This window comes from Streptomyces megasporus (assembly GCF_000718985.1).
GTDB classification, from domain to species: Bacteria; Actinomycetota; Actinomycetes; order Streptomycetales; family Streptomycetaceae; genus Streptomyces; species Streptomyces megasporus.
Genome location: NZ_JODL01000020.1, coordinates 1 through 20,523 on the forward strand (window position 1 = coordinate 1; position 20,523 = coordinate 20,523).

Below are 20,523 nucleotides of genomic sequence, written 5' to 3' on the forward strand. Positions count from 1 at the left end.
GCGTGAACGTCCTGTGGGCGATGATCCGTGACGGTGAGTGTTACCACGCTTCACCTCCCGTCACTGCTGTGGCTTGACAACCCGATTGGGAAGCTCCTTGTACAGGGCTTCCGCCTGCGACCGGGCCCGTCGCACCCTGCGCGCGTGTGCGCGCAACCGTCGCAGCCGCTCGGGAAGCTGAGCCGAGAGCTCCGCGCGCCGGACGGCCCCCCGAGCGAGGACATCGGCGTGGGCGAGAACGACGGTGATGGGACCGGCGAGCGAGGCGTGGTCCAGGGCCTCGGCGATCTCCGGGGCGCAGATCCCGTTCATGCGGGCGAGGACGGCCTCTTGCAGGGCGGTGAAGTCGTCGGCGAGGCGACGGATCAGCTCGGTGTGCTCGGTGATCGTCACAAGGGCCTTCCAGGTCGCGGGTGGTGGTGAACGGGGCCGCACACGGTGTGCGATCGGTACGTGGGGGCGGGAGCCGTGGGCGGGGCCGGTACGGGGCGGGGCGGTCGGCCGAGCGGGGCCCGGCGTCAGGGCTCCACGTCGCGGGCCTGTTCAGCCCCACCGGCCCCGGATCTTCCGGCCCAACTCGCCGTGCGGGTCGAGGAGCGCGCCCGCGACGCGGCCGGCGGAGTCCTTCACACCGCCGCTGAAGTTGAGCCGGCCGGTGGAGCCGACACTGGCGCAGACGCCGTCCCAGTAGGCGGGTTCGCGCTCCCAGCGGACGTCGGCGAGCAGGCGCTCGACCGTCTCGTGGCTCATGGCGTCACCGGGGGCGCACCAGGGGGTGGTGCGGTGCAGCAGGATGCCGAGGCCTGCCATCACGGCCGGTGCGGTGATCGCGCTGCGCCGGGCGAAGTCCGGGAAGCGGTCCCCGATCAGCCGGGACACCAGACGGATGACGACCGTCTCCACCTCGTCGGCGTCGGTGCCGGGCGGCAGGTCGCCCTCGTGGACGTTGGCCGCCGAGTATTGCACCCCCTTGCTGCCGAAGACGGTGGTGACGATCAGCGTCCGCAGCGCGGACAGCGTCACGACCTCCTTGTCGGCCTTGGTGAGCTGCCGCTTGCCGGTGTTGACCAACGTGCCGAACGGCATCCGCCGGCCGTCCGACTCGACTTCGAGCTTCTCGCCGACGGTGTAAGCCAGGCGGGTGGCGAAGTCGCGCTGGTCCATGGACATGGCCAGGTTCTTGGCGACGTCGATGCCCTTGACGTTGCGGTCGTAGAAGATCTGCCGCGCGTCCGCCGGGGAGAGCCCCAGGTAGAGCTCGAAGGGGATGCGGACCCGCCGGCCGAGCTCGGCGTAGGTGAGGCCGAAGGATTCCGGGTCCTGGTAGATGTCGTGCCAGGCGGTGGTCTGGGTCTCGCCGTCGATGGCGATCACCATGGCGTCCGGGGCGACGGTCAGCGTCCGCAGGCCCGAGCCGGGGACCAGCTCGTCGCTCATCGCGGCGATCTCGTCCGCGTGCCAGAGCGTGATCGGGGGCGTGGACCAGGCGGAGCCGTGCTTGCCGAGGATGCCGGCGGCGATGTACTCGGCGTAGGCCGGGATGTTCCTGCCCTTCTGGGACTTCAGCGTCCGCTGCACGGTCGCGCGCAGCTCGGCGTGGCGCCGGTCGTGCCCGGAAGCGGTCTTGAGGGCGCGCGGGTCCTCCTCCTGACGCGGCGACGGCACGAGACGTACCAGCGTCGCGAGGGACATGGTGCCGATGACCGCGTCCTCGCGGAACGGCATGACGGTGAGCGGGATTCCTTCCGGGGTGCCGCTCGGCATGGTCAGACGCATGGGTTCCCCCTGAGTGGTGGACGGTCGGCCGTCGCCCGGCTCTCCAGGCGCCACGCCTCTCCCGGCCTCCCGCCGAGAGGGACGGGGGCAGGACGAGGGGCTGGGCGCTCGCGGACATGGCTGTGGCAAGGAAAGTGACGCTTCACGCCGGGGAGCGCCGCTCACCGTCGGAAGCGTCTCCATGAAAGCATGAGAACGAAAGCATCGTCCAACAGCTTGCAGGAGTTGACGCGTGCTGTAGGGTGTTACCACGCCGACCATCGGAGCCAGGACCACCCATGCCGCAGCCATCCGCACCATCCGCCCAGGTGACAGCCGCCGAGATCTCCCGCATCGCGGGCGTCACGCGCGCCACCGTCAGCAACTGGCGACGCCGGCACGACGACTTCCCGGCCCCCTCGGGCGGCACGGACAGCAGTCCGCTGTACGACCTGGAGGAGGTCCGCGCCTGGCTCGCCTCACGCGGGCAGCGCACGGCGGCCACGCCCAGCGGGGAGTTGCGCACCACCCTGCGCCTCCGCGAACCGGCCGCCGCCGGCACGTCCGACCTGCTCCTGCTGGTCCTGGCCGCCGCCCGCCGCCCCGCCGACGGCCTCACCGACCTGCTCGCGCTGCCCGACGCCGACCTGGTGAAGCAGGCGAACGACGCGGCGGCCGGAGTCGCGGACGTGGCGCCGACCACCGAACCCGTCCGGTTCACCCCCGCCGACACCGCGGTCCTGCGCGCCCTGCTGCTCTGCGTCCGCGACGAGGGCGCGCAGGCGGCACTGGGCGTACTGGCGGAGCGGGAGTTGGAGGACAGCGCCGCCAGCGGCGCCTACCAGACCCCGGCCCCGCTCGCCGACCTGCTGGCCCGTCTGCTCCCGGGCTCCCCGGCCCGCGTCCTCGACCCCGCCTGCGGCAGCGGCGCCCTGCTGACGGCCGCCGCCGCACGCGGCGCGCGCGAGCTGTACGGGCAGGACAACCTCCCCGTCCAAGCACGGCGCACCGCGGTCGGCCTGACCCTGACGGCCGAGAAGGGCGCGGACGTCACCGTGCGCACGGGCGACAGCCTGCGCGCCGACGCCTTCCCCGACCTCACCGTCGACGCCGTGCTGTGCAACCCGCCCTACGGCGACCGGAACTGGGGCCACGACGAACTGGCCTACGACCCGCGCTGGGCGTACGGCTTCCCGCCCCGCGCCGAGTCCGAACTGGCCTGGATCCAGCACGCGCTGGCCCACCTCGAACCGGGCGGCCACGCCGTGCTGCTCCTCCCGCCGGCCACGGCGTCCCGCTCCTCCGGCCGTCGCATCCGCGCCGAGCTGATCCGCAGCGGCGCGCTGCGAGCGGTGGCGGCGCTGCCCCCGGGGGCGGCGATCCCGCTCCACATCGGGCTGCAGGTGTGGGTGCTGCAACGCCCGGAGCCGACCCGGCCCGCGTACCAGACGGTGCTCTTCGTCGACACCGCGGGCGAGCCCACGGCTCCGGCGCGCGGCGGAAGCCGTGCCGGCGCGGTGGACTGGGCGCGGGTGACCGAGCAGATCCTCTCCGCGTGGACGGTGTACGCCGAGGACCCGGACGGGTTCGAGGCGCAGGCCGGTGTGGCGCGGGCGGTGAGCGTGGTCGACCTGCTCGACGACGTGGTCGACGTGACCCCGGCCCGGCAGGTGCGTGCCTCCCAGGCGGACATCGACCCGCGGGAGCTGGCCCGTAAGGCCGCGGCGGCCCGCGAAGAACTGGCGGCGGCGGTGCGGACGGTGGCCGAACTGGCCGGCACGGCGCCGTGGGACGCCGCGGGGGTCTCGGCCCGCGAGTGGCGCACGGCCACGGTGTCGGACCTGGCGCGGGGCGGGGCGCTGAAGGTGCTGCGTACGGTTCCCACCTCGACGCGGGCTACGGTCGCCGAGACGGAGGACGTGGGGGCGGGCGCCGACGGCGGAGAACACCGTCCTGTCCTGACGGGCGACGACATCGCCCGCGGGACGGGACCGACGGGACAGGTCCTGGACGCGCAGGCCGAGCAGATGCCGGAGATCGCCGTGGGCGACGTCCTGGTCCGCAACCTGGTCGGCGGCAGCGGCCCCATGGCCCGGCTCGCGGGCGAGGCGGAGGCCGGTGCCCTGCTGGGGGCCGGCGTCCACCTGTTCCGGCCGGACCCGGCACGGCTTGACCCCTGGTTCCTCTTCGGTTTCCTCAGCTCCGAGGCCAACCTGGCCGGCGCCTCGACCGGCAGCTCCACGCTCCACCTCAACCCGGGGCGGCTGCGCGTACCGCTGCTGCCACTGGCGGAGCAGCGCCGGTACGGCGAGGCCTTCCGCCACGTCGAGGCGCTGCGTGAACAGGCGCGGCGCGCGCGGGACTTGGCCGAGGAGACGGCACGGCTCGTGAGCGGGGGGCTCACGGGCGGGCAGTTGGTGCCGGAGTCCACCGAGGCTCTGGAGCTACCCCCACTCTTGATGCGGACGGGTGAGGAACGAATCCTCCCGCCGCACTCACAGTCATCCGTACCGGCCCCGGAAGGGAAGCGGAAGAAGTCTTGAACATCAGCAAGCACACGGAGTTGGCGAACCGCGCGTGGTCCGTCGCCGACCTCCTGCGGGGGGACTACAAGCAGTCCGACTACGGCAAGGTCATCCTGCCGTTCACGGTGCTGCGGCGACTGGAGTGCGTGCTGGAACCGACCCGCGAGAAGGTCGCCGAGGTCGCGGAGCGGTACAAGGACAGCGACATCGACCCGGACCGCTTCCTGCGCCGGGCCTCGGGCCACGCCTTCTACAACAGGTCCCGTCTGACCCTGAAGAAGATCGCGGCGGACCCGCAGAACGCGGCGAAGAACCTCGCGGTGTACATCGGGGCGTTCTCCGACAACGCCCGCGGCGTGCTGGACCGCTTCGAGTTCGCCCAGCAGATCAAGCGGCTGGACGGCGCGGGGCTGCTCTACCGGGTCATCGGCAAGTTCACCGACCTGGACCTGCGTCCCGAGGTCGTGCCCAACCACAACATGGGCTACATCTTCGAGGAGCTGATCCGCCGCTTTTCCGAGCAGTCCAACGAGACGGCCGGTGAGCACTTCACACCGCGCGAGGTCATCCAGCTCATGGTGCGGCTGCTCGTCGCCCCGGACGGCGACGCGCTCCAGCTTCCCGGCGCGGTGCGCACGGTGCTGGACCCGGCCTGCGGCACGGGCGGCATGCTCTCCGCGATGGACGACCTGATCACGGAGCTCAACCCGGACGCCACGGTGGAGGTGTACGGGCAGGAGCTCAACCCCGAGTCCTGGGCGATCTGCCGGTCCGACCTCATGATCAAGGGCCAGAACCCGGAGAACATCGCCTTCGGCAACTCCTTCTCCGACGACGGCCACGCACGCAGGACCTTCGACTACATGCTGGCCAACCCGCCGTTCGGCGTGGAGTGGAAGAAGGTCAAGGACGAGGTCGAAGCCGAACACAAGACGCTCGGCGAGGCCGGCCGCTTCGGCGCGGGCCTGCCGCGCATCAACGACGGCTCACTGCTGTTCCTCCAGCACATGATCTCCAAGATGAAGCCGGTCAACGTGGACGGCGGGGGCGGCTCGCGCCTCGCGATCGTCTTCAACGGCTCGCCGCTGTTCACCGGCGCGGCCGGCTCGGGTGAGTCGGAGATCCGCCGCTGGATCCTGGAGAACGACTGGCTGGAGGGCATCGTCGCCCTGCCGGACCAGCTCTTCTACAACACCGGCATCTCGACCTACTTCTGGATCCTGACCAACCGCAAGAGCCCGGACCACAAGGGCAAGGTCGTCCTGCTGGACGCCCGCGACCAGTGGCAGAAGATGCGCAAGTCGCTGGGCGACAAGCGCAAGGAGCTAGGCAAGGAGCACATCGCCACGGTCGTCAAGCTGTACGGCGAAGCCCTCGACGTGGCGAAGAACCCGGAACACCCGCTGCACGGCAAGGTCAAGGTCTTCCGCAACGAGGCCTTCGGCTACCAGCGGATCACGGTGGAACGCCCGCTGAAGCTGCGGTTCGAGATCACGGAAGAGTCGCTGGCGGCGCTGGAGGCGTCCAAGGCGATCCAGAAGCTTCCCCAGGCCCCGGTGCTGGCAGACGCCTTCAAGTCCCTGATGGGCACGAGCTGGGCCACGAAGCAGGAGGCCTGGCTCGCCCTGAAGGACGCGGTGGTCCAGGCCGGCGGGACGTGGCCCACCAGCACCCCGTTCTACAAGGCGCTGCGCGAGGTCGTCGGCGTGCGGGACCCGGAGGGCGAGGTCCAGCTCGTCAAGGGCAGGCCGGAGCCGGACCCGGAACTTCGAGATTACGAGAACGCACCGTTGGGTGAGGATATCGATGAGTACCTGAAGCGGGAGGTCCACCCATACGTGCCGGACGCGTGGATCGATCACAGCAAGACGAAAATCGGGTACGAAATTCCGTTCACACGGCACTTCTACGTTTATGAGCCGCCTCGACCTTTGGCTGAGATCGACGCAGAGTTGAATTCCTTGGAAGCGGAAATTCAGCGACTCCTGGGCGAGGTGACGGATTGATGAATGCCTCCCGTAGCTCTCAGCGCCTCCGGTGGTTGTTGACACACGTCGCGTCAGGGCCAAGCCCTACGAGCGACGATCGAAACGTCAACGGCAGCCAGGAATGGGGTGTCCTAAAAACCACAGCAATTAAGTGGGATGGATGGGATTGGCGGCAGCACAAGGTCCTGCCGCCCGAGTACTGGGGGTTGACGGACGCCGAGGTAAGGGTAGGTGACGTGATCGTCACCAAAGCCGGGCCTCGGAACCGGGTCGGCGTATCTGTTTACGTGGATCAAACTCCCCCCCGGCTGGCAGTCTCGGGCAAAATGCTCCTGTTGCGCCCGAACCCAGCCTTTGTCGACCCGAAATTTTTGTCCTGGTCCCTTGCCACTCCCAGGTCTCAAAGTTACCTGGACTCCAGGAAGACGGGAATGGCTGAATCGCAGATGAATTTCGCGAATGATGCCCTTCTCGGCATGCCGATAGAACTTCCCCCGCTCGACGAGCAGCGCAGAATCGTAAATTTCCTGGAAGGCGCAACAAACCGAATTGCCCGCCTACTGGAAGTTCGAAGGAAGCAAGTCAGTCTTCTGCATGAGCGCCAGAATTCTCTATTGATTGGGGCCACGAGCGGCACCGTGATTCCGGGGACTCAGACAGAAACAAATACCCTGTCGAGCAAGTCGCAGCATGGATCGACTGGTAGCGTGCTAGCGCCCACAGCCCCTGCGGATTGGGAAGTCGTCCCGCTGCGCAGGATTATGCAGAAATTGAACCGACCTACTAGATCCACGGATTCGGTCGTTACGGCTTACAGGGACGGAACGGTTACTCTTCGTTCTCGTCACAGAGAAGAGGGGTACACCTTCTCTGATCTTGAACAAGGATATCAAGGCGTGGAACCGGGAGATCTTGTATTCCACGCCTTGGATGGCTTCGCTGGAGCCGTGGGGGTATCAGATTCTCGAGGTAAATCCAGTCCCGTCTACCATGTTTGCGCCGTGCGTCCAGAGGATGACCCATTGTTCATGGCTTTTGCGCTAAGGGCGATGGGTTTGACGGGTTACTTGGCACTCCAAGCCGGAAATGTTCGCCAGCGATCAGTAGATTTCAGACCGTGGGAATCCCTGGCTCGGCTCCCCATGCCTCGACCTCCGCTGCAACTGCAACGCAAAATCTCTGCGCACCTCACGGCCATGCGTGCATGGTCTGAGGAGGTCAGACAGGCTCTTGAGAGACAGTTGCAGTTGCTTGCCGAGCGCCGTCAAGCCCTCATCACCGCCGCCGTAACCGGCCAGTTCGACGTCTCCACCGCCAGCGGCCGCAACGTGACCGAAAGAGTTTCCGCATGAGCCCCGTGCACGACGAGTCGTCCTTCGGTTCCGCGATCGTCGCCGCGCTCTGCGAGCGCGGCTGGCGGGAGGCGAACCCAGAGGACTACCAGGCCGATCTCGGTCTGGACACCAACGAACTGTTCACCTTCATCGGCGCAACCCAGCCCGACGAGTGGGACGAGCTGCTCACCGTCTACGGCGGCAACCCCAACGAGGCGCAGCGCGGTTTCGCGCAGCGCCTCGACCGGGCCATCGCCGAGGACGGGCTGCTCCACGTCCTGCGCAACGGCGTGAAGGACCGCGGGGTCCTGCTCCGCGTCGCCTACTTCAGGCCCAACCTCATCTCCGCGGACTCCGTCCTCGACGGTTACCGGGCCAACCGCCTCACCGTCGTCCGCGAGCTGCCCTACGCCACCAAGCAGGCCGACTGGGGCCACCGCCTCGACCTGGCCCTGTTCCTCAACGGCATCCCGGTCGCCACGGCCGAGCTGAAGAACCCGCTCACCGGTCAGGGCGTCGAGCAGGCCAAGGAGCAGTACCGCACGGACCGCGACCCGACCGAGCTGATCTTCACGCGCCGCGTGATCGCGAACTTCGCGGTCGACCCGGATCTGGTCTTCGTCACCACCCAGCTCCGCGGCAAGAGCACCCGGTTCCTGCCGTTCAACACCGGCTCCAACGGTCCCGGCCAGCCCGGCGGAGCCGGCAACCCGGCCCCGACCACCCCCGGCACGTACGCCACCTCCTACCTCTGGGAGGAGGTCTGGCAGCGGGACAACTGGCTCGACCTCCTCCAGCGTTTCGTGCACCAGCAGAAGCAGAAGACGCCCGGCGGCGGCACCACCAGGACGACGATCTTCCCCCGCTTCCACCAGTGGGACGTGGTCCGCAAGCTCACCGCGCACGCGTCCGTCCACGGCGCCGGGCAGAACTACCTGGTCATGGCCTCGGCCGGGTCCGGCAAGTCGAACACCATCGGCTGGCTGGCCCACCGCCTCAGCGATCTGCACGCCCGGCGCGATCCCGCCGTTCTGCGGCCCGACGCCCTCGCCGAGGGCCGCATCAAGCCCGGCGAGCCGGTCTTCGACAAGGTCATCGTCATCACCGACCGCCGCGCGCTGGACGCGCAGCTCTCGGCGACGGTCGGCAGCTTCTCGCAGACCGACGGCCTGGTGGTGAAGGTCGACGAGAAGCACGGGGCGAAGAGCGAGCAGCTCGCCCGCGCGCTCTCCCGGGACACCGGGAAGATCGTCACGGTCACCCTGCACTCGTTCCCGGCGCTGCTGAACTACATCAAGGACAACCCGACCGAGATCAAGGGCACCCGCTTCGCGATCATCGTGGACGAGGCACACTCCTCCCAGTCCGGTGACGCCGCCACCTCCGTGCGGGCCGCCCTGCGCGACCTCGGTCTGGACGCCGACTCGGACGACGAGGGCGCGACCACGGTCACCGTGGAGGACAAGCTGAAGGCGAAGGCGGTCGAGCGCTCCCAGGCCGCCAACCTCTCCTACTTCGCCTTCACCGCCACCCCCAAGGCCAAGACCCTCGAACTCTTCGGTACGGAAGCCGTCGAGAACGGCAAGACCGTCTACCGGCCCTTCCACACCTACTCCATGCGCCAGGCCATCGAGGAGGGCTTCATCCTCGACCCCCTGCGCAACTACGTCACCTACAACACCTACTGGAAGCTGGCGAACCTCAACCGCGACGAGAAGGAGGTCGACCCCGCCAAGGCGAACAGCCTGCTCGCCCGGTTCGCGCTCATGCACGAGCACACAGTGTCCCAGCACGCCCAGGTGATCGTCGAGCACTTCGTCGCCCACACCCGCGGCCGGCTCGGCGGTCGGGCCAAGGCCATGGTGGTCACGGCGTCCCGCCAGTCCGCCGTGGAGATGGCCCGCGCCATCAAGAGCTACATCGCCGACCGCGAGTACGACACGAAGTACCCGGACCTCGGTGTCCTGGTCGCCTTCTCCGGCTCCCTCACCATCGACGGCGAGGAGACCACCGAGAGCAAGGAGAACGGCGGTCTGCCGGAGAGCGCGCTGCCCAAGGCGTTCGCCTACACCCGCGCCGACGACAGGGCCGCGAAGGCCGGCGGCAAGGGGCAGCAGGAGTACCGGATCCTGGTCGTCGCCGAGAAGTACCAGACCGGCTTCGACCAGCCGCTCCTCACAACGATGTACGTCAACAAGAAGCTGACCGGCATCGCCGCGGTGCAGACGCTCTCGCGCCTCAACCGCACCGCCGACCGCAAGTCGCAGGCCGACCTGGCCGTCCTGGACTTCGTCAACGAGGCCGAGGACATCCAGGACGCCTTCCGCCCGTACTTCGAGGAGGCGCACACCCTGCCCTCCGACCCGAACCTCCTCTACACGGCCCAGAGTCTCGTCATGTCCGCGCCGATCATCTCGGAGCAGGACATGGACGAGTTCGTCGCCGCGTACTTCGAGGCGCAGGAGAAGGCCGGCGGCTCCCAGGCCAAGTGGGAGAAGCTGCACGCCGAGCTGTACCGGCTCCTCTCCCCCGCCGTCACCCGCTTCAGCGCTCTCCTGGAGAGCGAAGAGGAGGACGACGTCGAGACGGCCGAGGAGTTCCGGGCCCACCTCAACGACTACGTCCGCAAGTACGGCTTCCTCGCGCAGATCGTCCCCTACCAGGACGCCGACCTGGAGCGGCTGTACCTGTACGGGCGTTACCTGCTCAACCGGCTGCCCCGCCTCGCGGACGGCGGCGTCGACATAGGGGAGGTCGACCTCAGCCACCTGCGCGTCGAGAAGACCGGCGAGCACGACAAGTCCCTCGTGCCCGAAGGCCCGGCCGAGCTCAAGGGGTTCGGCGACGGGGTCGGCGGCGGGAAGGAGGCCGAGAAGTCGCTGCTGTCGGAGCTGATCGAGAAGTTCAACGCGAAGTTCGGCACGGAGTTCACCGAGGAGGACGTCCTCCCGGCCTTCAACGCGACGAAGAAGGACCCGAAGGTCCGGGCCGCCGCCCTCGTCAACGACGAGGAGAACTTCGGCGTCGTCTTCGACAAGAAGTTCGAGGAGAACATGATGGACCATGTCTCCACGATCGACACCCTCGGCAAGCGGTACTTCGGGACGGACCGGGACTTCAAGTCCAACCTCGACCGCAGTGCCCGCCGCGCGGCCTGGCGGATGATCCGCCGGGAGGAAGGGCTGGACGACTTCTGACGGAGGGGCCCTGAGGCTATGCCTGGGGCCCTGCCAGGACAACTCCTTATGCCAGGAATCCAGCTCACGAGCCCCTCGCATCTTATGGCGGGCGAACGAGGACATGACGCCCTCGTTGTCAGGAAGGGACGCCATGTTGTTCATATGTCCGCACTGCGCTCAGCCGGTTGAGTGCACCCGCAGGGGGCTCGTGGCCCCTCACCAACTCACCGAGTTCAGTGACATCCTCTGCAAAGGTGCGGGGCGTGCACCAATACACGAGGAACGAGGGGCCGGCCGCAGCGACATGTCTTCCAAGCAGGAGAGACAGAGTCCAGAACTTCCTGCCCCCAACTGGCTGCCGTCATGGCGTAAGCAACATCGTGCCTCACTTGCCCTTCCGGCCGCCGATGCGCTTCGGATCTGGCTACCAAACACTACCAATTTGGGGCATATCGCATCCATCGGAACCATTATGCCTACAAGTGCACGGCCGATCTGGGATCCGTCCAACCAGTGCTGGACGATTCCAAAGGGCTATTTCCTGCTGATAGCCGGCAAACTCGTGCGCCGCTACAGCAGCATCCTTCTGGGGCGTGAGTACCACCCTGACGAGAATTGCAACCATCGCTGCCAGAACGCACAAGGCCCGTATTGCACTTGTTCCTGCCTGGCGAAGAATCACGGACACGGGCGATGGATGAGAGGCTTTGAGCAACTCGACGAGTTCGGAACCAGGTACCACGGTCAGTCCTGGCACTGGCAAGTTATGACCTTGGGACGTTGAGACGCTCAGTTCCCCATGCCACCAGTCCCAGATGCTGTGCGGACTGGGTGCCGGAGGCATCCTCCGCCTGGGGTCCGTGGATTTCTGGCGGAGAGTGGGGTCCGGCACCACTCAGTGCAGGACCCCATGGGCTCCTGCCCGCTTCAGCCGCGCGCGGCCTGCTGCACGAAGGCGGACCAGGCATCGGGATCAACGCTGAGCATCGGCCCTGTTGCCCGCTTCGAGTCCCTGACTAGTACAACGTCCGGCGCGAGGCAGACCTCGACGCATTCGCCTCCCTCCCCGCTGCTGTAGCTGCTCTTGAACCAGTGGGGCTCCCTTGCCTGGCAGTTCATCTCTCTCCCAGAAGTCCCTCGACGAAAGCCATCGACTCACGCGGAGTCAGGGCTTGCGCCCTGAGGATGCCGTACTGCTCCTCGACATCCCGCACCTCTTCCCGCTCGCTGTAGAGGCGACTGGTCCGCTGGACTTCAACGTAAGCCATCCGCTGTCCGTCGCTGGTCTCGATGAGGGTGAACGGGCCTCCGAGGCCACAGTGTTCGACGCCGGCAGTGGGCATGATCTGAATCTCCACGTTTCGTCGTTGGCCGTGGAGAAAGATCTGTTCGAGTTGCCCTCTGTGTGTGGACGCCCCGCCGAGCGGACGGCGCAGAACCGCCTCCTCGATCACGAAGCTGAGTGTCGGGAGTGGGCTTCTGGCGAAGATCTCCTGTCGGGCAAGGCGAGCGGACACCCGCTGCTCGACGGTCGCCTCGTCAAGGAGGGGCCTGCGCATGGTGAAGACCGCACGCGCGTACTCCTCGGTTTGCAACAGGCCAGGCACCGCAAGTGCCCCGTATACGTGGAGTGAGACCGCCTCTTCCTCCAACCGGGCCATGTCCCGGAAGAAGGCCGGATACCGAGCCCGAGCCACCTCCCCCTTCATGGCCACCAACAGCCCACGCGCGTCCAACACTTCGTCCGCCTGCTCGATGAACCGCGGCTGCGGAACCCGCCGTCCCTGCTCGTACGAGGCGATCGTGTCGGCCGAGTACCCGACCCGTTTGCCGAACTCGGCCCGGTCCAGCCCCGCCCGCGTCCGCAGCAGCTTCAACTGCCGCCCGAACGCGCCGATCAGGCCTCTGGCGGGCTCGTCCTCGGCGCATCGTTGCCCCGGCGCCTCGGCGTCGACGCCACTCTCACTGTCGTCCAGCACCGCACATCCCCACTTTCCGCTCACGCGGCCGTACCGTGACGTACACGGTGCGCGCCCGCGGGTACTCCCCACCGCGTCGGCGCGTCACCACTGGTCACGCTATGGCACACCCGGCGACGCTGCGTGCATGAACCGAACAGAACAACCCGCACCAGCGACCCCCGCCCACGCCTGCTTCGCCCTCCGCTTCAGCTCGACGCCCCGAGGCGCCCGCCTGGCCCGCCGGCTCTGCGCGGAACGGCTCGACTCCTGGGGCGTGCCGTACGGCAGCGACGACCACGACGTGCTGAGCCTGCTCGTCTCCGAGCTCGCCACCAACGCCGTCACCCACGGCCATGTGACCGGCCGCGACTTCCGCGTCCACCTCCTCGCCTTCACCGCGCCCGCCGCCGCGTCCCTCACCGTCCGCGTGGAGGTCACCGACACGCGGGGCGACGCGCTCCCCGCGCCCGCCGCCACCCCCGACACCAGCCCCGTCCCCATCGGCGGACGCGGCCTGCTCCTGGTCGAGGCCCTCGCCGATCGCTGGGGCTGCGCACCACGCCCGGACGGCCCCGGCAAGACGGTCTGGGCCGAGTACACAGTGGCGCGATACGGCCCGTCCGCCGCGCCCTCGTAGGGCCGGGCTGGACGCAGTGATCCCTTTCCGGGGACACTGTCCGCGGCCAACGGGGCTCGGGAAACGAGCGAGCGCGAGTGCAGGACGCGGGGCGGGGACAGGTGCCGGACAAACCGATCGCGGGCCGCTACGAGTTGCTGGAGCGGCTCGGCAACGGTGGCATGGGGGACGTGTGGCGGGGCTACGACGCGGTGCTGGACCGGCCCGTCGCCGTGAAGCGGATCCGACCACAGACCGTCGCCGCCACGCCCCAACTGGCCGAGGAGCTGGAGCGGCGCTTCCGTCGCGAGGCCCGGATCACCGCCCGCATCCAGCACCCGGGCGTGCCGCAGGTGTACGACGCCGTCCTCGACAGCACCCACGAGCACCTGTTCCTCGTCATGGAGCTGGTGGAGGGCGTCCCCCTCACCCGGTACGTGCACGAGGAGCGGCCCCTCCCGATCAGCTGGGCGGTGGCGGTCGCCGCGCAGGTCGCCACCGTGCTGTCGTACGCGCACGACGTGCCCGTGGTGCACCGGGACCTCAAGCCGTCCAACATCCTGGTCGCGCGGGACGGCACGGTGAAGGTCCTCGACTTCGGTGTCGCGGCGATCCTGCAGACCGACGTCACCAGGCTGACGGCCTCCGGCCGGCCCATCGGCACCCACCAGTACATGTCGCCCGAGCAGGTGCGCGGCACCCGGGTCACCCCACGCACCGACCTCTACGCCCTCGGTTGCGTGCTCCACGAACTCCTCTGCGGCAAGCCGCTGTTCAGCGGGAGCAGCGAGTTCGAGCTGATGGACCGGCACGTCCGCGCCGCGCCCACCCCGCTGCGGCGGCTGCGGGTCGACGTGCCGGAGGAGCTGGAGGCACTGGTCCTGCACCTGCTCCGCAAGGCTCCGGAGAGCCGACCGGTGGACGTGCAGGAGGTGTACGAGCGGCTGATGCCCTTCCTGCCGGCGCCCGGGGAGTCCTCCGCCCTCGGGGAGGCCGGGCCGCCCGGGGCACCGGACCCGACCGGTCTCTACCGCCGCCCCTACGCGCCCCGCGCCCGGGCCGAGAGCCGTCCCCGTCTCGCCCCGGACACGGCGGCGCCCGGCCGGGTCGCCGAACACGTGGTCTCGCCGCCCGAGCGGGAGCTGCTGCGGGCCCGGCTGCGGGAGGTCGACGAGCACTACATCGCCCTCATGGAGGAGGAGCGCTACACGCAGGCCGCCGAGGTCGCGGGCGAGATGATCGAGCCGCTGGCGCGGGCCTTGGGCGCCGAGAACAAGGCCGTCCTGCGGCTGCGGCAGCGCCGGGCGGTCAGCCGGCAGTTGGCGGGAGACCACCGGGCGGCCCTGCCCGAGTTCGAGGCGCTGGCCGAGGCGTTCGGCCGCATCAACGGGCCGACCAGCGAGGCTGCCCGTGACTGCCGTGCCCAGGCCGCCCGCTGCCGCGGCGAACTCGGCCAGGTGACCGAGGCGCTGGCGGAGCTCCAGGCCGTTCTCGAGGTGGAACGGGCCGTCGAGAGCGACGTCAGCGACGCGGCCGTGGAGCTGCGCCGCGACATCGGCATGCTGCTGCTGAGCCAGGGCAACCCACAGGAGGCCCGGGCCTGTCTGGAGGCCCTGTACGAGGACGTCGTACTCGTCCACGGTCCGCGCCACGAGGTGGCCGTCGAGGTCGCGGAGGTCCTGGCCATGCTCCGCCGGGAACTCGACGGCCAGTGACCGGCACAGCCCGGTCAGGGGAGCCGGTGGACGAACACCCGAACGGCCTGCGGCCACGCCGGGGCGGCCCTAAAATCCCGTCATGCCGCACCTCGCCCTCGACAAGGCCTTCTGTCAGCAGTTGGAGAAGCTCGAGAAGCACGTCAGGAACGGCGTGTTCGAAGCCTGGGAGAAGTTCGAGCGGCTCACCCTCGACCAGCTCTTCAAGGACCCGGGCCTGAAGCTGGAATCCCTCAAGGGCGCCAAGGACCGGCAGATCCGGACCATCCGGATCACCCAGGGATACCGCGGCGTGGTCCTCGCGCCCGAGACAGGGGACACCTTCGTGCTGCTCCGGGTCGGCCCGCACGACGAGGCCACCGAGTGGGCGGTGAAGCAGAAGGCCACCATCAACGCCGTCACCGGCGCCGTGGAGCTCCGTGAGATCGCCACCCTGGAGGAGCTGACCCCCGCCTATGAGCGCATCGCGCCCGCCGAGGAGCAGCGGCTCTTCGCGAAGATCTCCGACGGGGAGATGGCCGCGCTCGGCATCGACGCCACCACCCTCGCGCAGGCGCGCGTGCTGACCAGCCTGGAACAGCTCGACGTCTTCGGGCGGTTCTTCCCGCCCGACCAGTACAAGGTGCTGGAGCATCTGGCCCTCGGCGCGAGTGTCGAGCAGACGTGGCAGGAGGTCGTCGTGCCGGCGCTCGCCGACGCGGCCTCCCAGGAGCCCGTCGACACCACCGACTACGCGACCGCCATCGCGCACACCCGCACCCGGATCGCCGTCGTCACGGACGCCGACGAACTGCGCGACATCCTCGACAAGCCGTTCGCCGCCTGGCGGATCTTCCTGCACCCCACCCAGCACAAGGTCGCCTACCGCCCGTCGTACTCCGGCCCCGCGCAGGTGACCGGCGGACCCGGCACCGGGAAGTCCGTCGTCGCGTTGCACCGGGTCAAACACCTGCTGTGGCACCTGCGCGACGGCGACCGCATCCTCCTCACCACCTTCACCAACGCTCTTGTGGACTCCCTCACCGAAGGGCTCCGTCTGCTCGTCGACGATCCGGACCTGCGCGACCGGGTCGATGTCATGACCGTCGACGCCTTCGCCGGGCGCGTGGTCAACACCTCGCGCCGGCCGCTCAGCGGGTACGAGGAGACCGCCCGGTGGGAGCAGGCCGCGGCAGCCACCGGTTTCACCGGCACCCCGCAGTTCCTCGCCCAGGAGTACAAGCACGTCGTCCTCGCCCAGGACATCCGCGGCCGGGATGAGTACGAGCGCTGCGAGCGCCGGGGCCGCGGCAGCGCGCTGCCCTCCTCCGCCCGACCGCTGGTGTGGCGGACCATGGAGGAATTCACCCGGCGCCTGGCCGAGGACGGACTGCGCACCTACCTCGGCACCTGCGTGGAGGCCACCGATCTGCTGACCGAGCGGGGGCCGTGCTACCGGCACGTCGTCGTCGACGAGGCCCAGGATCTCCACCCGGCCCAGTGGCGGATGCTCCGCGCGGCCGCTCCTCGGCGTCCCGACGACCTGTTCATCGCGGGCGACCCGCACCAGCGGATCTACGACAACCGGGTGTCGCTGAAGTCCCTCGGCATCAACGTCGCCGGCCGTTCGACCAAGCTGCGCAAGAACTACCGCTCCACCCAGGAGATCCTCAGCTGGGCGACGGGGATCCTGCTCGGCCGTCCCTATGCCGATCTGGCCGACAGCGGGCGGCACGACACCCTGATCGGGTACAGCTCCGCCTTGCACGGCTCCGGGCCGCGCGTCCACGAGGCTCAGACGGAGGAGGCCGAGCTCGACGCCTTGGTCGAGCAGGTGCGTGCGTGGGTGGACGGCGGTGCCGCGTACGGGGAGATCGGGATCTGCGCTCGGTTCAACAAGACGTGCGAGAGAGCCAAGAACCGTCTGATCGCGGCCGGCATCCCCGCCGGCCGGGTCCGCGCGGGAGCCGCCCGCACCGACGACGCGGTCAATGTGGGCACCATGCACACCTTCAAGGGGCTCGAGTACCGCTACGCCGCCGTCGTCGGCGTCAACGACCGTGCCCTGCCGAACCCTTCGGCCATCACCCCGGAGGAGGTCGACCGGCTTCAGCACGAGGCCGACCTCGCCGCGGAACGCTGCCTGTTGTTCGTCGCCTGCACCCGAGCCCGGGATGGCCTGTACGTCTCGTGGACGGGGCAACCGAGCCCGTTCCTGGTGGAGGCCGGTTGCGAGGCGGGATAGCCGGCCCAACCTACCCGCCACTCTTGAATCGAACGCACACGAATCAACCGAAGCAACTTGACGGCGCTTTCATTTGAATGGGAAAGTGTGACCGCTTCGGCTCGTGAAAGCAGCACGACGAAGGACGTCGTGGCGCGAAGGGGTGGGCGGGCGGCGGCAAGCGGGATGCGGCTTTGGCCACCCACAGTCTTGCCGGGGATGCCTGCGACCGGAATCCTTCTCCTGCCCGCAGCGGTGCGGGACGCCCCGGGGGGCGCTCGCGGAAGGGGTGTGTGATGGCCGACGAGAAGACTCCTGATGAGGGAGCGGTCGAGAAGACCGGGCGGTGGGCCGCCGATCTTGCGGAGAAGGTCATGGTGAACGGCGTGGGGCCGATCACGGGGTCGGTGGCCTGGGCCGAGGAGCGCCTCTCACGTCGGCAGGGCACCGACTACAGGGCGCCCGATGACGACGAGCGCCGTTCTCCCGAGGACATGAAGGACGACATCGACGCGGTCGTCGCCCGCCTCATCAAGGAGTCCGTGGCCGCGGCCGGGGCTCAGGGGTTCATCACCGGACTCGGAGGTCTGCTCACCGCGGGCGTGACGATCCCCGCGAACGTGGCCGCGTCCATCGCCATCAACATGCGGATGGCCGGCGCCATCGCGCACCTTCGGGGATGGGACATCCATGATCCGCACGTACGGACCGTCGCGATGATGCTCGCGATCGGGATGAGCGCGCAGAACGTCCTGGCGACCTTCGGGGTGAAGGTCGGCCAGAAGCTCGGCGAACAGATGATCAAGAAGATCCCGATCGCGATGCTCCGGGCGATCAACAAGAAGGTCGGGTTCTTCCTCGTCTCGAAGCACGGAACCAAGCGCGCTGCGATCACGCTCGCCAAGGGAGTTCCGATCCTGGGGGGCCTTGTCGGAGGCGCTGTGGACGCGGGAGCGACCGCTGTCATCGGACGGGCCACGGACAGGGCCCTGCGCGGCGACACCCTGCGGGCCGAGACCGAGGCTGAGACCGGGGCCGAGGGACCGAAGTAACGAACCAGGCGATCGCTGCTCACCGCTCCCCCAGCGCGTACTTCCGTCCGGACGGCTTGCCCGGCCCGTTCCGGCGCGTGTGCCGGTCCCAGCGCGCGGCCGGCCTCTTCGCAGTGGGGCATCTGACATCCGTACGCATACGGGAGCCCTGCCGCTCCTTCTCGGGCGGCAGGGCTCCGGCAGGCCGTGCTTGCGGCAGGCCCGGTGCGACTTCGCTCACAGACGCCATTCCTCCGCGAGTACCCCCAGCAGTTCTTCCTGCCGGGCTTTGACCAGTTCGGGGGTCCACTCGGCGTGCTGGAGCACCTGGCTGGTCAGCGCGAAGGGGACCACTCCTCTGCGGCCGGTGAAGTACTTGACCTTCTTGGCTGCGAAGTCATAGTTCTGGGCCGCCGAGTTCTTGGCACGGTTCAGCAGAACCAAGTTCCCCAGACGGTGCGTCCACTGGGCGCGTTGTTCCTCGTCGAAGAGTTCGACCCACCTGGAATCGACCTTCGGGTTCTGGGGCAGGACATGCTCCACGGTGATGAGCGGGTGATCGTACGTCACTCCCTGTCCGCGGGCCAGCAACTCGTCGAGCCTGAGCAGCACGTACTTGCGGATCCTGCCAACGAGGTAGAGGTCACCGTCGAGCCTGGCCCGGGTCTCCGCCTTCTCGTCCTCCCGCAGTTCGAGGGCCGGGGAGTCGAGTCCCTGCCCCTCATCGAGTTGCCGGAGCAGTTCGGCATAGCGTGTGACGCGAGGGGTCGTGTAGACACGGCGGATGAACATGCTGGCCGACAGCCGCTCCAGGGCCCGCATGAACGCGTCCAGCCAGGCCGGGTCGTCCTCGTGGTGGCGCAACGCCCAGAGAGCGGCGGGCCGCCAGTCGTAGTTGTCGATCTGCTGCAGCCGCCTGAACCAGGCGTTGACGGCCTCCGCTCCCGAGGCGGACTCGTAACGTGCCTCCCGGATCTGGGCGTAGGCCTCGGCGTACGGCCGCACGACATCATGGACGAAGACCTCGGCCTTGCCGGGGAGATAGTGGCTGAGCACCTGCTCCGGGAACTCCTTGAGCAGCTCCTGTTCCGCCCGTTTCTTGGAGAAGATCATCCGCAAGTGGAGGAAGAGTTCCGCGAAACCGTCGCGTCCCAGCATCTCCTCGGCGTCCTCCCAGGTGGTGGCGCACGCCTCGGAGGCCTCCTCGTCGAGATCACCGATGATCCGCGACTTGAAGATGTCGGTGGGCGACAGGTCCAGCCCCCGGGAGTTCATGACGCTGAAGATCCGGTGGGCGCTGTCGAGATCCGGGGTGCTGACGACGACCAGGAACGTCCGCTCGGCGAGCATCTGGGCCAGTTCCAGCCGGCTTTCCTCGGGCAGCGTGGTGAGGCTGCGATACAGGGCCGCCGCATTGCGGAGGACGGCCTTCTGCGCGTCGGTCCGCAGGGAGTCCTCCCGGAGTTCGAGCAGGGCGTCCACCGCTCCCTTCGTCTGCACGTACTTCTCGAAGAAGTCCGCGTCTCGGCTCCGCAGAGTGAGCCGCGGCCTCGGGGCGAGTCCACGGATCTTGGCACCCGGTTCCATGACCAACCGGTCGAGGTCGCCGCGCAGGTCCGGGTCCCCGGTGAGATCACGCAGGACGGACAGGAGGATGGTCAGGGTTGTGAGGCGCTGCTGGCCGTCGATGACCTCCGCCTTCGGGGCCCCGCCGTCCTTGACGAGCACGATGGAACCGAGGAAGTAAGGTTCATCCGTCCCGCGGTCCAGCGCTTCCCGCAGGTCCGTCAGCAGTTGGATCGCCTGCTCCTCCTGCCAGGCGTAGGGGCGTTGGTAGTCAGGGATCTGAAAGTCGTAGTCGCTGCTGAACACCTTGTGCAGGGGCATCTCGTGCGCCTCGAGTTTTTGCATGCTCCGATGATGTCGGAAAAGGGGAGCTCCGTGGCGCTCGTCCGACCGACTCAACTCCCCTCCCGGGGAAGCTTTTCCAGTGGAGATACATCTTCCCGGCCCCGGCTCGGAGGCCGCTTCCCGAGTGGCCGTCCGCCCTACGGCCACCAACTCCCGGATCAGGCCCTGCCCGTCAAAGCCGCTGCTGACGCCCCGTGCCCGCCCACGTACGACCGAGGACACGGCCCCGGAGGGGGACCCACTGCCGGCGCCGCTTCCCGGCCGATACGTCCTGGGCGGCACCGTCGACCACCCCGTGACATCTT

General features: G+C 68.6%; 13 protein-coding genes. 8 read left to right on the forward strand and 5 right to left on the reverse strand.

From position 1 onward, the window contains the following. Window positions 1–60 precede the first annotated feature (60 nt). On the reverse strand, window positions 61–393 hold the full coding sequence (locus tag IF47_RS0117635) for a hypothetical protein (protein WP_031509773.1): 333 nt from the start codon (window positions 391–393) through the stop codon (window positions 61–63). A 150-nt stretch (window positions 394–543) separates the two neighbouring features. Continuing rightward, entirely contained in the window at window positions 544–1,776 is a 1,233-nt protein-coding gene (locus IF47_RS0117640) for a DNA sulfur modification protein DndB (protein ID WP_031509774.1), read from the reverse strand. A gap of 308 nt (window positions 1,777–2,084) precedes the next feature. Here IF47_RS0117640 and IF47_RS0117645 point away from each other — a divergent pair, with 308 nt between their 5' ends. The 4 genes from IF47_RS0117645 (at window position 2,085) to IF47_RS0117655 (ending at window position 10,799) form a co-directional block, all read left to right on the forward strand. Then, on the forward strand, window positions 2,085–4,298 hold the full coding sequence (locus IF47_RS0117645) for an N-6 DNA methylase (RefSeq protein ID WP_078591932.1): 2,214 nt from the start codon (window positions 2,085–2,087) through the stop codon (window positions 4,296–4,298). Then, window positions 4,295–6,286 (forward strand): type I restriction-modification system subunit M, encoded by a 1,992-nt coding sequence (locus IF47_RS0117650; protein WP_031509776.1) that lies wholly within the window; start codon window positions 4,295–4,297, stop codon window positions 6,284–6,286. Before IF47_RS0117645 ends, IF47_RS0117650 begins: the two co-directional genes overlap by 4 nt. Before the next feature lie 413 nt (window positions 6,287–6,699). Next, window positions 6,700–7,620 carry a restriction endonuclease subunit S domain-containing protein gene (locus IF47_RS30775; protein ID WP_157839998.1) on the forward strand — a complete coding sequence of 307 codons (921 nt, stop codon included), beginning with the start codon at window positions 6,700–6,702 and terminating at the stop codon, window positions 7,618–7,620. Further along, window positions 7,617–10,799 (forward strand): type I restriction endonuclease subunit R, encoded by a 3,183-nt coding sequence (locus IF47_RS0117655; protein ID WP_031509777.1) that lies wholly within the window; start codon window positions 7,617–7,619, stop codon window positions 10,797–10,799. The genes IF47_RS30775 and IF47_RS0117655 overlap by 4 nt, the downstream gene beginning before the upstream one ends. Window positions 10,800–11,708: 909 nt before the next feature. Here the strand turns inward: IF47_RS0117655 and IF47_RS0117660 are convergent. Both IF47_RS0117660 and IF47_RS0117665 read right to left on the reverse strand, forming a co-directional pair. Then, entirely contained in the window at window positions 11,709–11,900 is a 192-nt protein-coding gene (locus IF47_RS0117660; RefSeq protein WP_031509778.1) for a DUF397 domain-containing protein, read from the reverse strand. Beyond that, window positions 11,897–12,760, reverse strand: coding sequence for a helix-turn-helix domain-containing protein (locus tag IF47_RS0117665; RefSeq protein WP_425423609.1), 864 nt, complete (start codon window positions 12,758–12,760; stop codon window positions 11,897–11,899). The genes IF47_RS0117660 and IF47_RS0117665 overlap by 4 nt, the downstream gene beginning before the upstream one ends. Window positions 12,761–12,887: 127 nt before the next feature. Between IF47_RS0117665 and IF47_RS0117670 the strand changes: the two genes are divergently transcribed. The 4 genes from IF47_RS0117670 to IF47_RS28835 all read left to right on the forward strand — a co-directional run bounded on the left by IF47_RS0117670 (window position 12,888) and on the right by IF47_RS28835 (window position 18,328). Then, window positions 12,888–13,379: an ATP-binding protein gene (locus IF47_RS0117670; RefSeq protein WP_051717825.1), complete on the forward strand. Its 492-nt coding sequence runs from the start codon at window positions 12,888–12,890 to the stop codon at window positions 13,377–13,379. Between the two features lie 101 nt (window positions 13,380–13,480). Further along, window positions 13,481–15,073 (forward strand): serine/threonine-protein kinase, encoded by a 1,593-nt coding sequence (locus IF47_RS0117675; protein WP_031509781.1) that lies wholly within the window; start codon window positions 13,481–13,483, stop codon window positions 15,071–15,073. A gap of 82 nt (window positions 15,074–15,155) precedes the next feature. Then, the gene (locus IF47_RS0117680; RefSeq protein ID WP_031509782.1) at window positions 15,156–17,297 is read left to right on the forward strand and encodes an ATP-dependent helicase; all 2,142 of its coding nucleotides are present in this window, start codon (window positions 15,156–15,158) and stop codon (window positions 17,295–17,297) included. Window positions 17,298–17,572: 275 nt separating this feature from the next. Next, a complete protein-coding gene (locus tag IF47_RS28835) occupies window positions 17,573–18,328 on the forward strand; it encodes an EcsC family protein (protein WP_051717826.1) in 756 nt (251 codons plus the stop codon). 216 nt (window positions 18,329–18,544) lie between these two features. Here the strand turns inward: IF47_RS28835 and IF47_RS0117690 are convergent, their stop codons facing one another. Continuing rightward, entirely contained in the window at window positions 18,545–20,218 is a 1,674-nt protein-coding gene (locus tag IF47_RS0117690; protein WP_031509784.1) for a DUF262 domain-containing protein, read from the reverse strand. Window positions 20,219–20,523: the final 305 nt, after the last annotated feature.

What these genes read in the sequence shown, in the direction of transcription:
- IF47_RS0117680 (WP_031509782.1), top strand. Translation starts at nt 15,156, where the DNA reads ATGCCGCACCTCGCCCTCGACAAGGCCTTCTGTCAGCAGTTGGAGAAG.
- IF47_RS28835 (WP_051717826.1), top strand. Translation starts at nt 17,573, where the DNA reads ATGGCCGACGAGAAGACTCCTGATGAGGGAGCGGTCGAGAAGACCGGG.
- IF47_RS0117660 (WP_031509778.1), bottom strand. Translation starts at nt 11,900, where the DNA reads ATGAACTGCCAGGCAAGGGAGCCCCACTGGTTCAAGAGCAGCTACAGC.
- IF47_RS0117690 (WP_031509784.1), bottom strand. Translation starts at nt 20,218, where the DNA reads ATGCAAAAACTCGAGGCGCACGAGATGCCCCTGCACAAGGTGTTCAGC.
- IF47_RS0117655 (WP_031509777.1), top strand. Translation starts at nt 7,617, where the DNA reads ATGAGCCCCGTGCACGACGAGTCGTCCTTCGGTTCCGCGATCGTCGCC.
- IF47_RS0117670 (WP_051717825.1), top strand. Translation starts at nt 12,888, where the DNA reads ATGAACCGAACAGAACAACCCGCACCAGCGACCCCCGCCCACGCCTGC.
- IF47_RS30775 (WP_157839998.1), top strand. Translation starts at nt 6,700, where the DNA reads ATGGCTGAATCGCAGATGAATTTCGCGAATGATGCCCTTCTCGGCATG.
- IF47_RS0117640 (WP_031509774.1), bottom strand. Translation starts at nt 1,776, where the DNA reads ATGCGTCTGACCATGCCGAGCGGCACCCCGGAAGGAATCCCGCTCACC.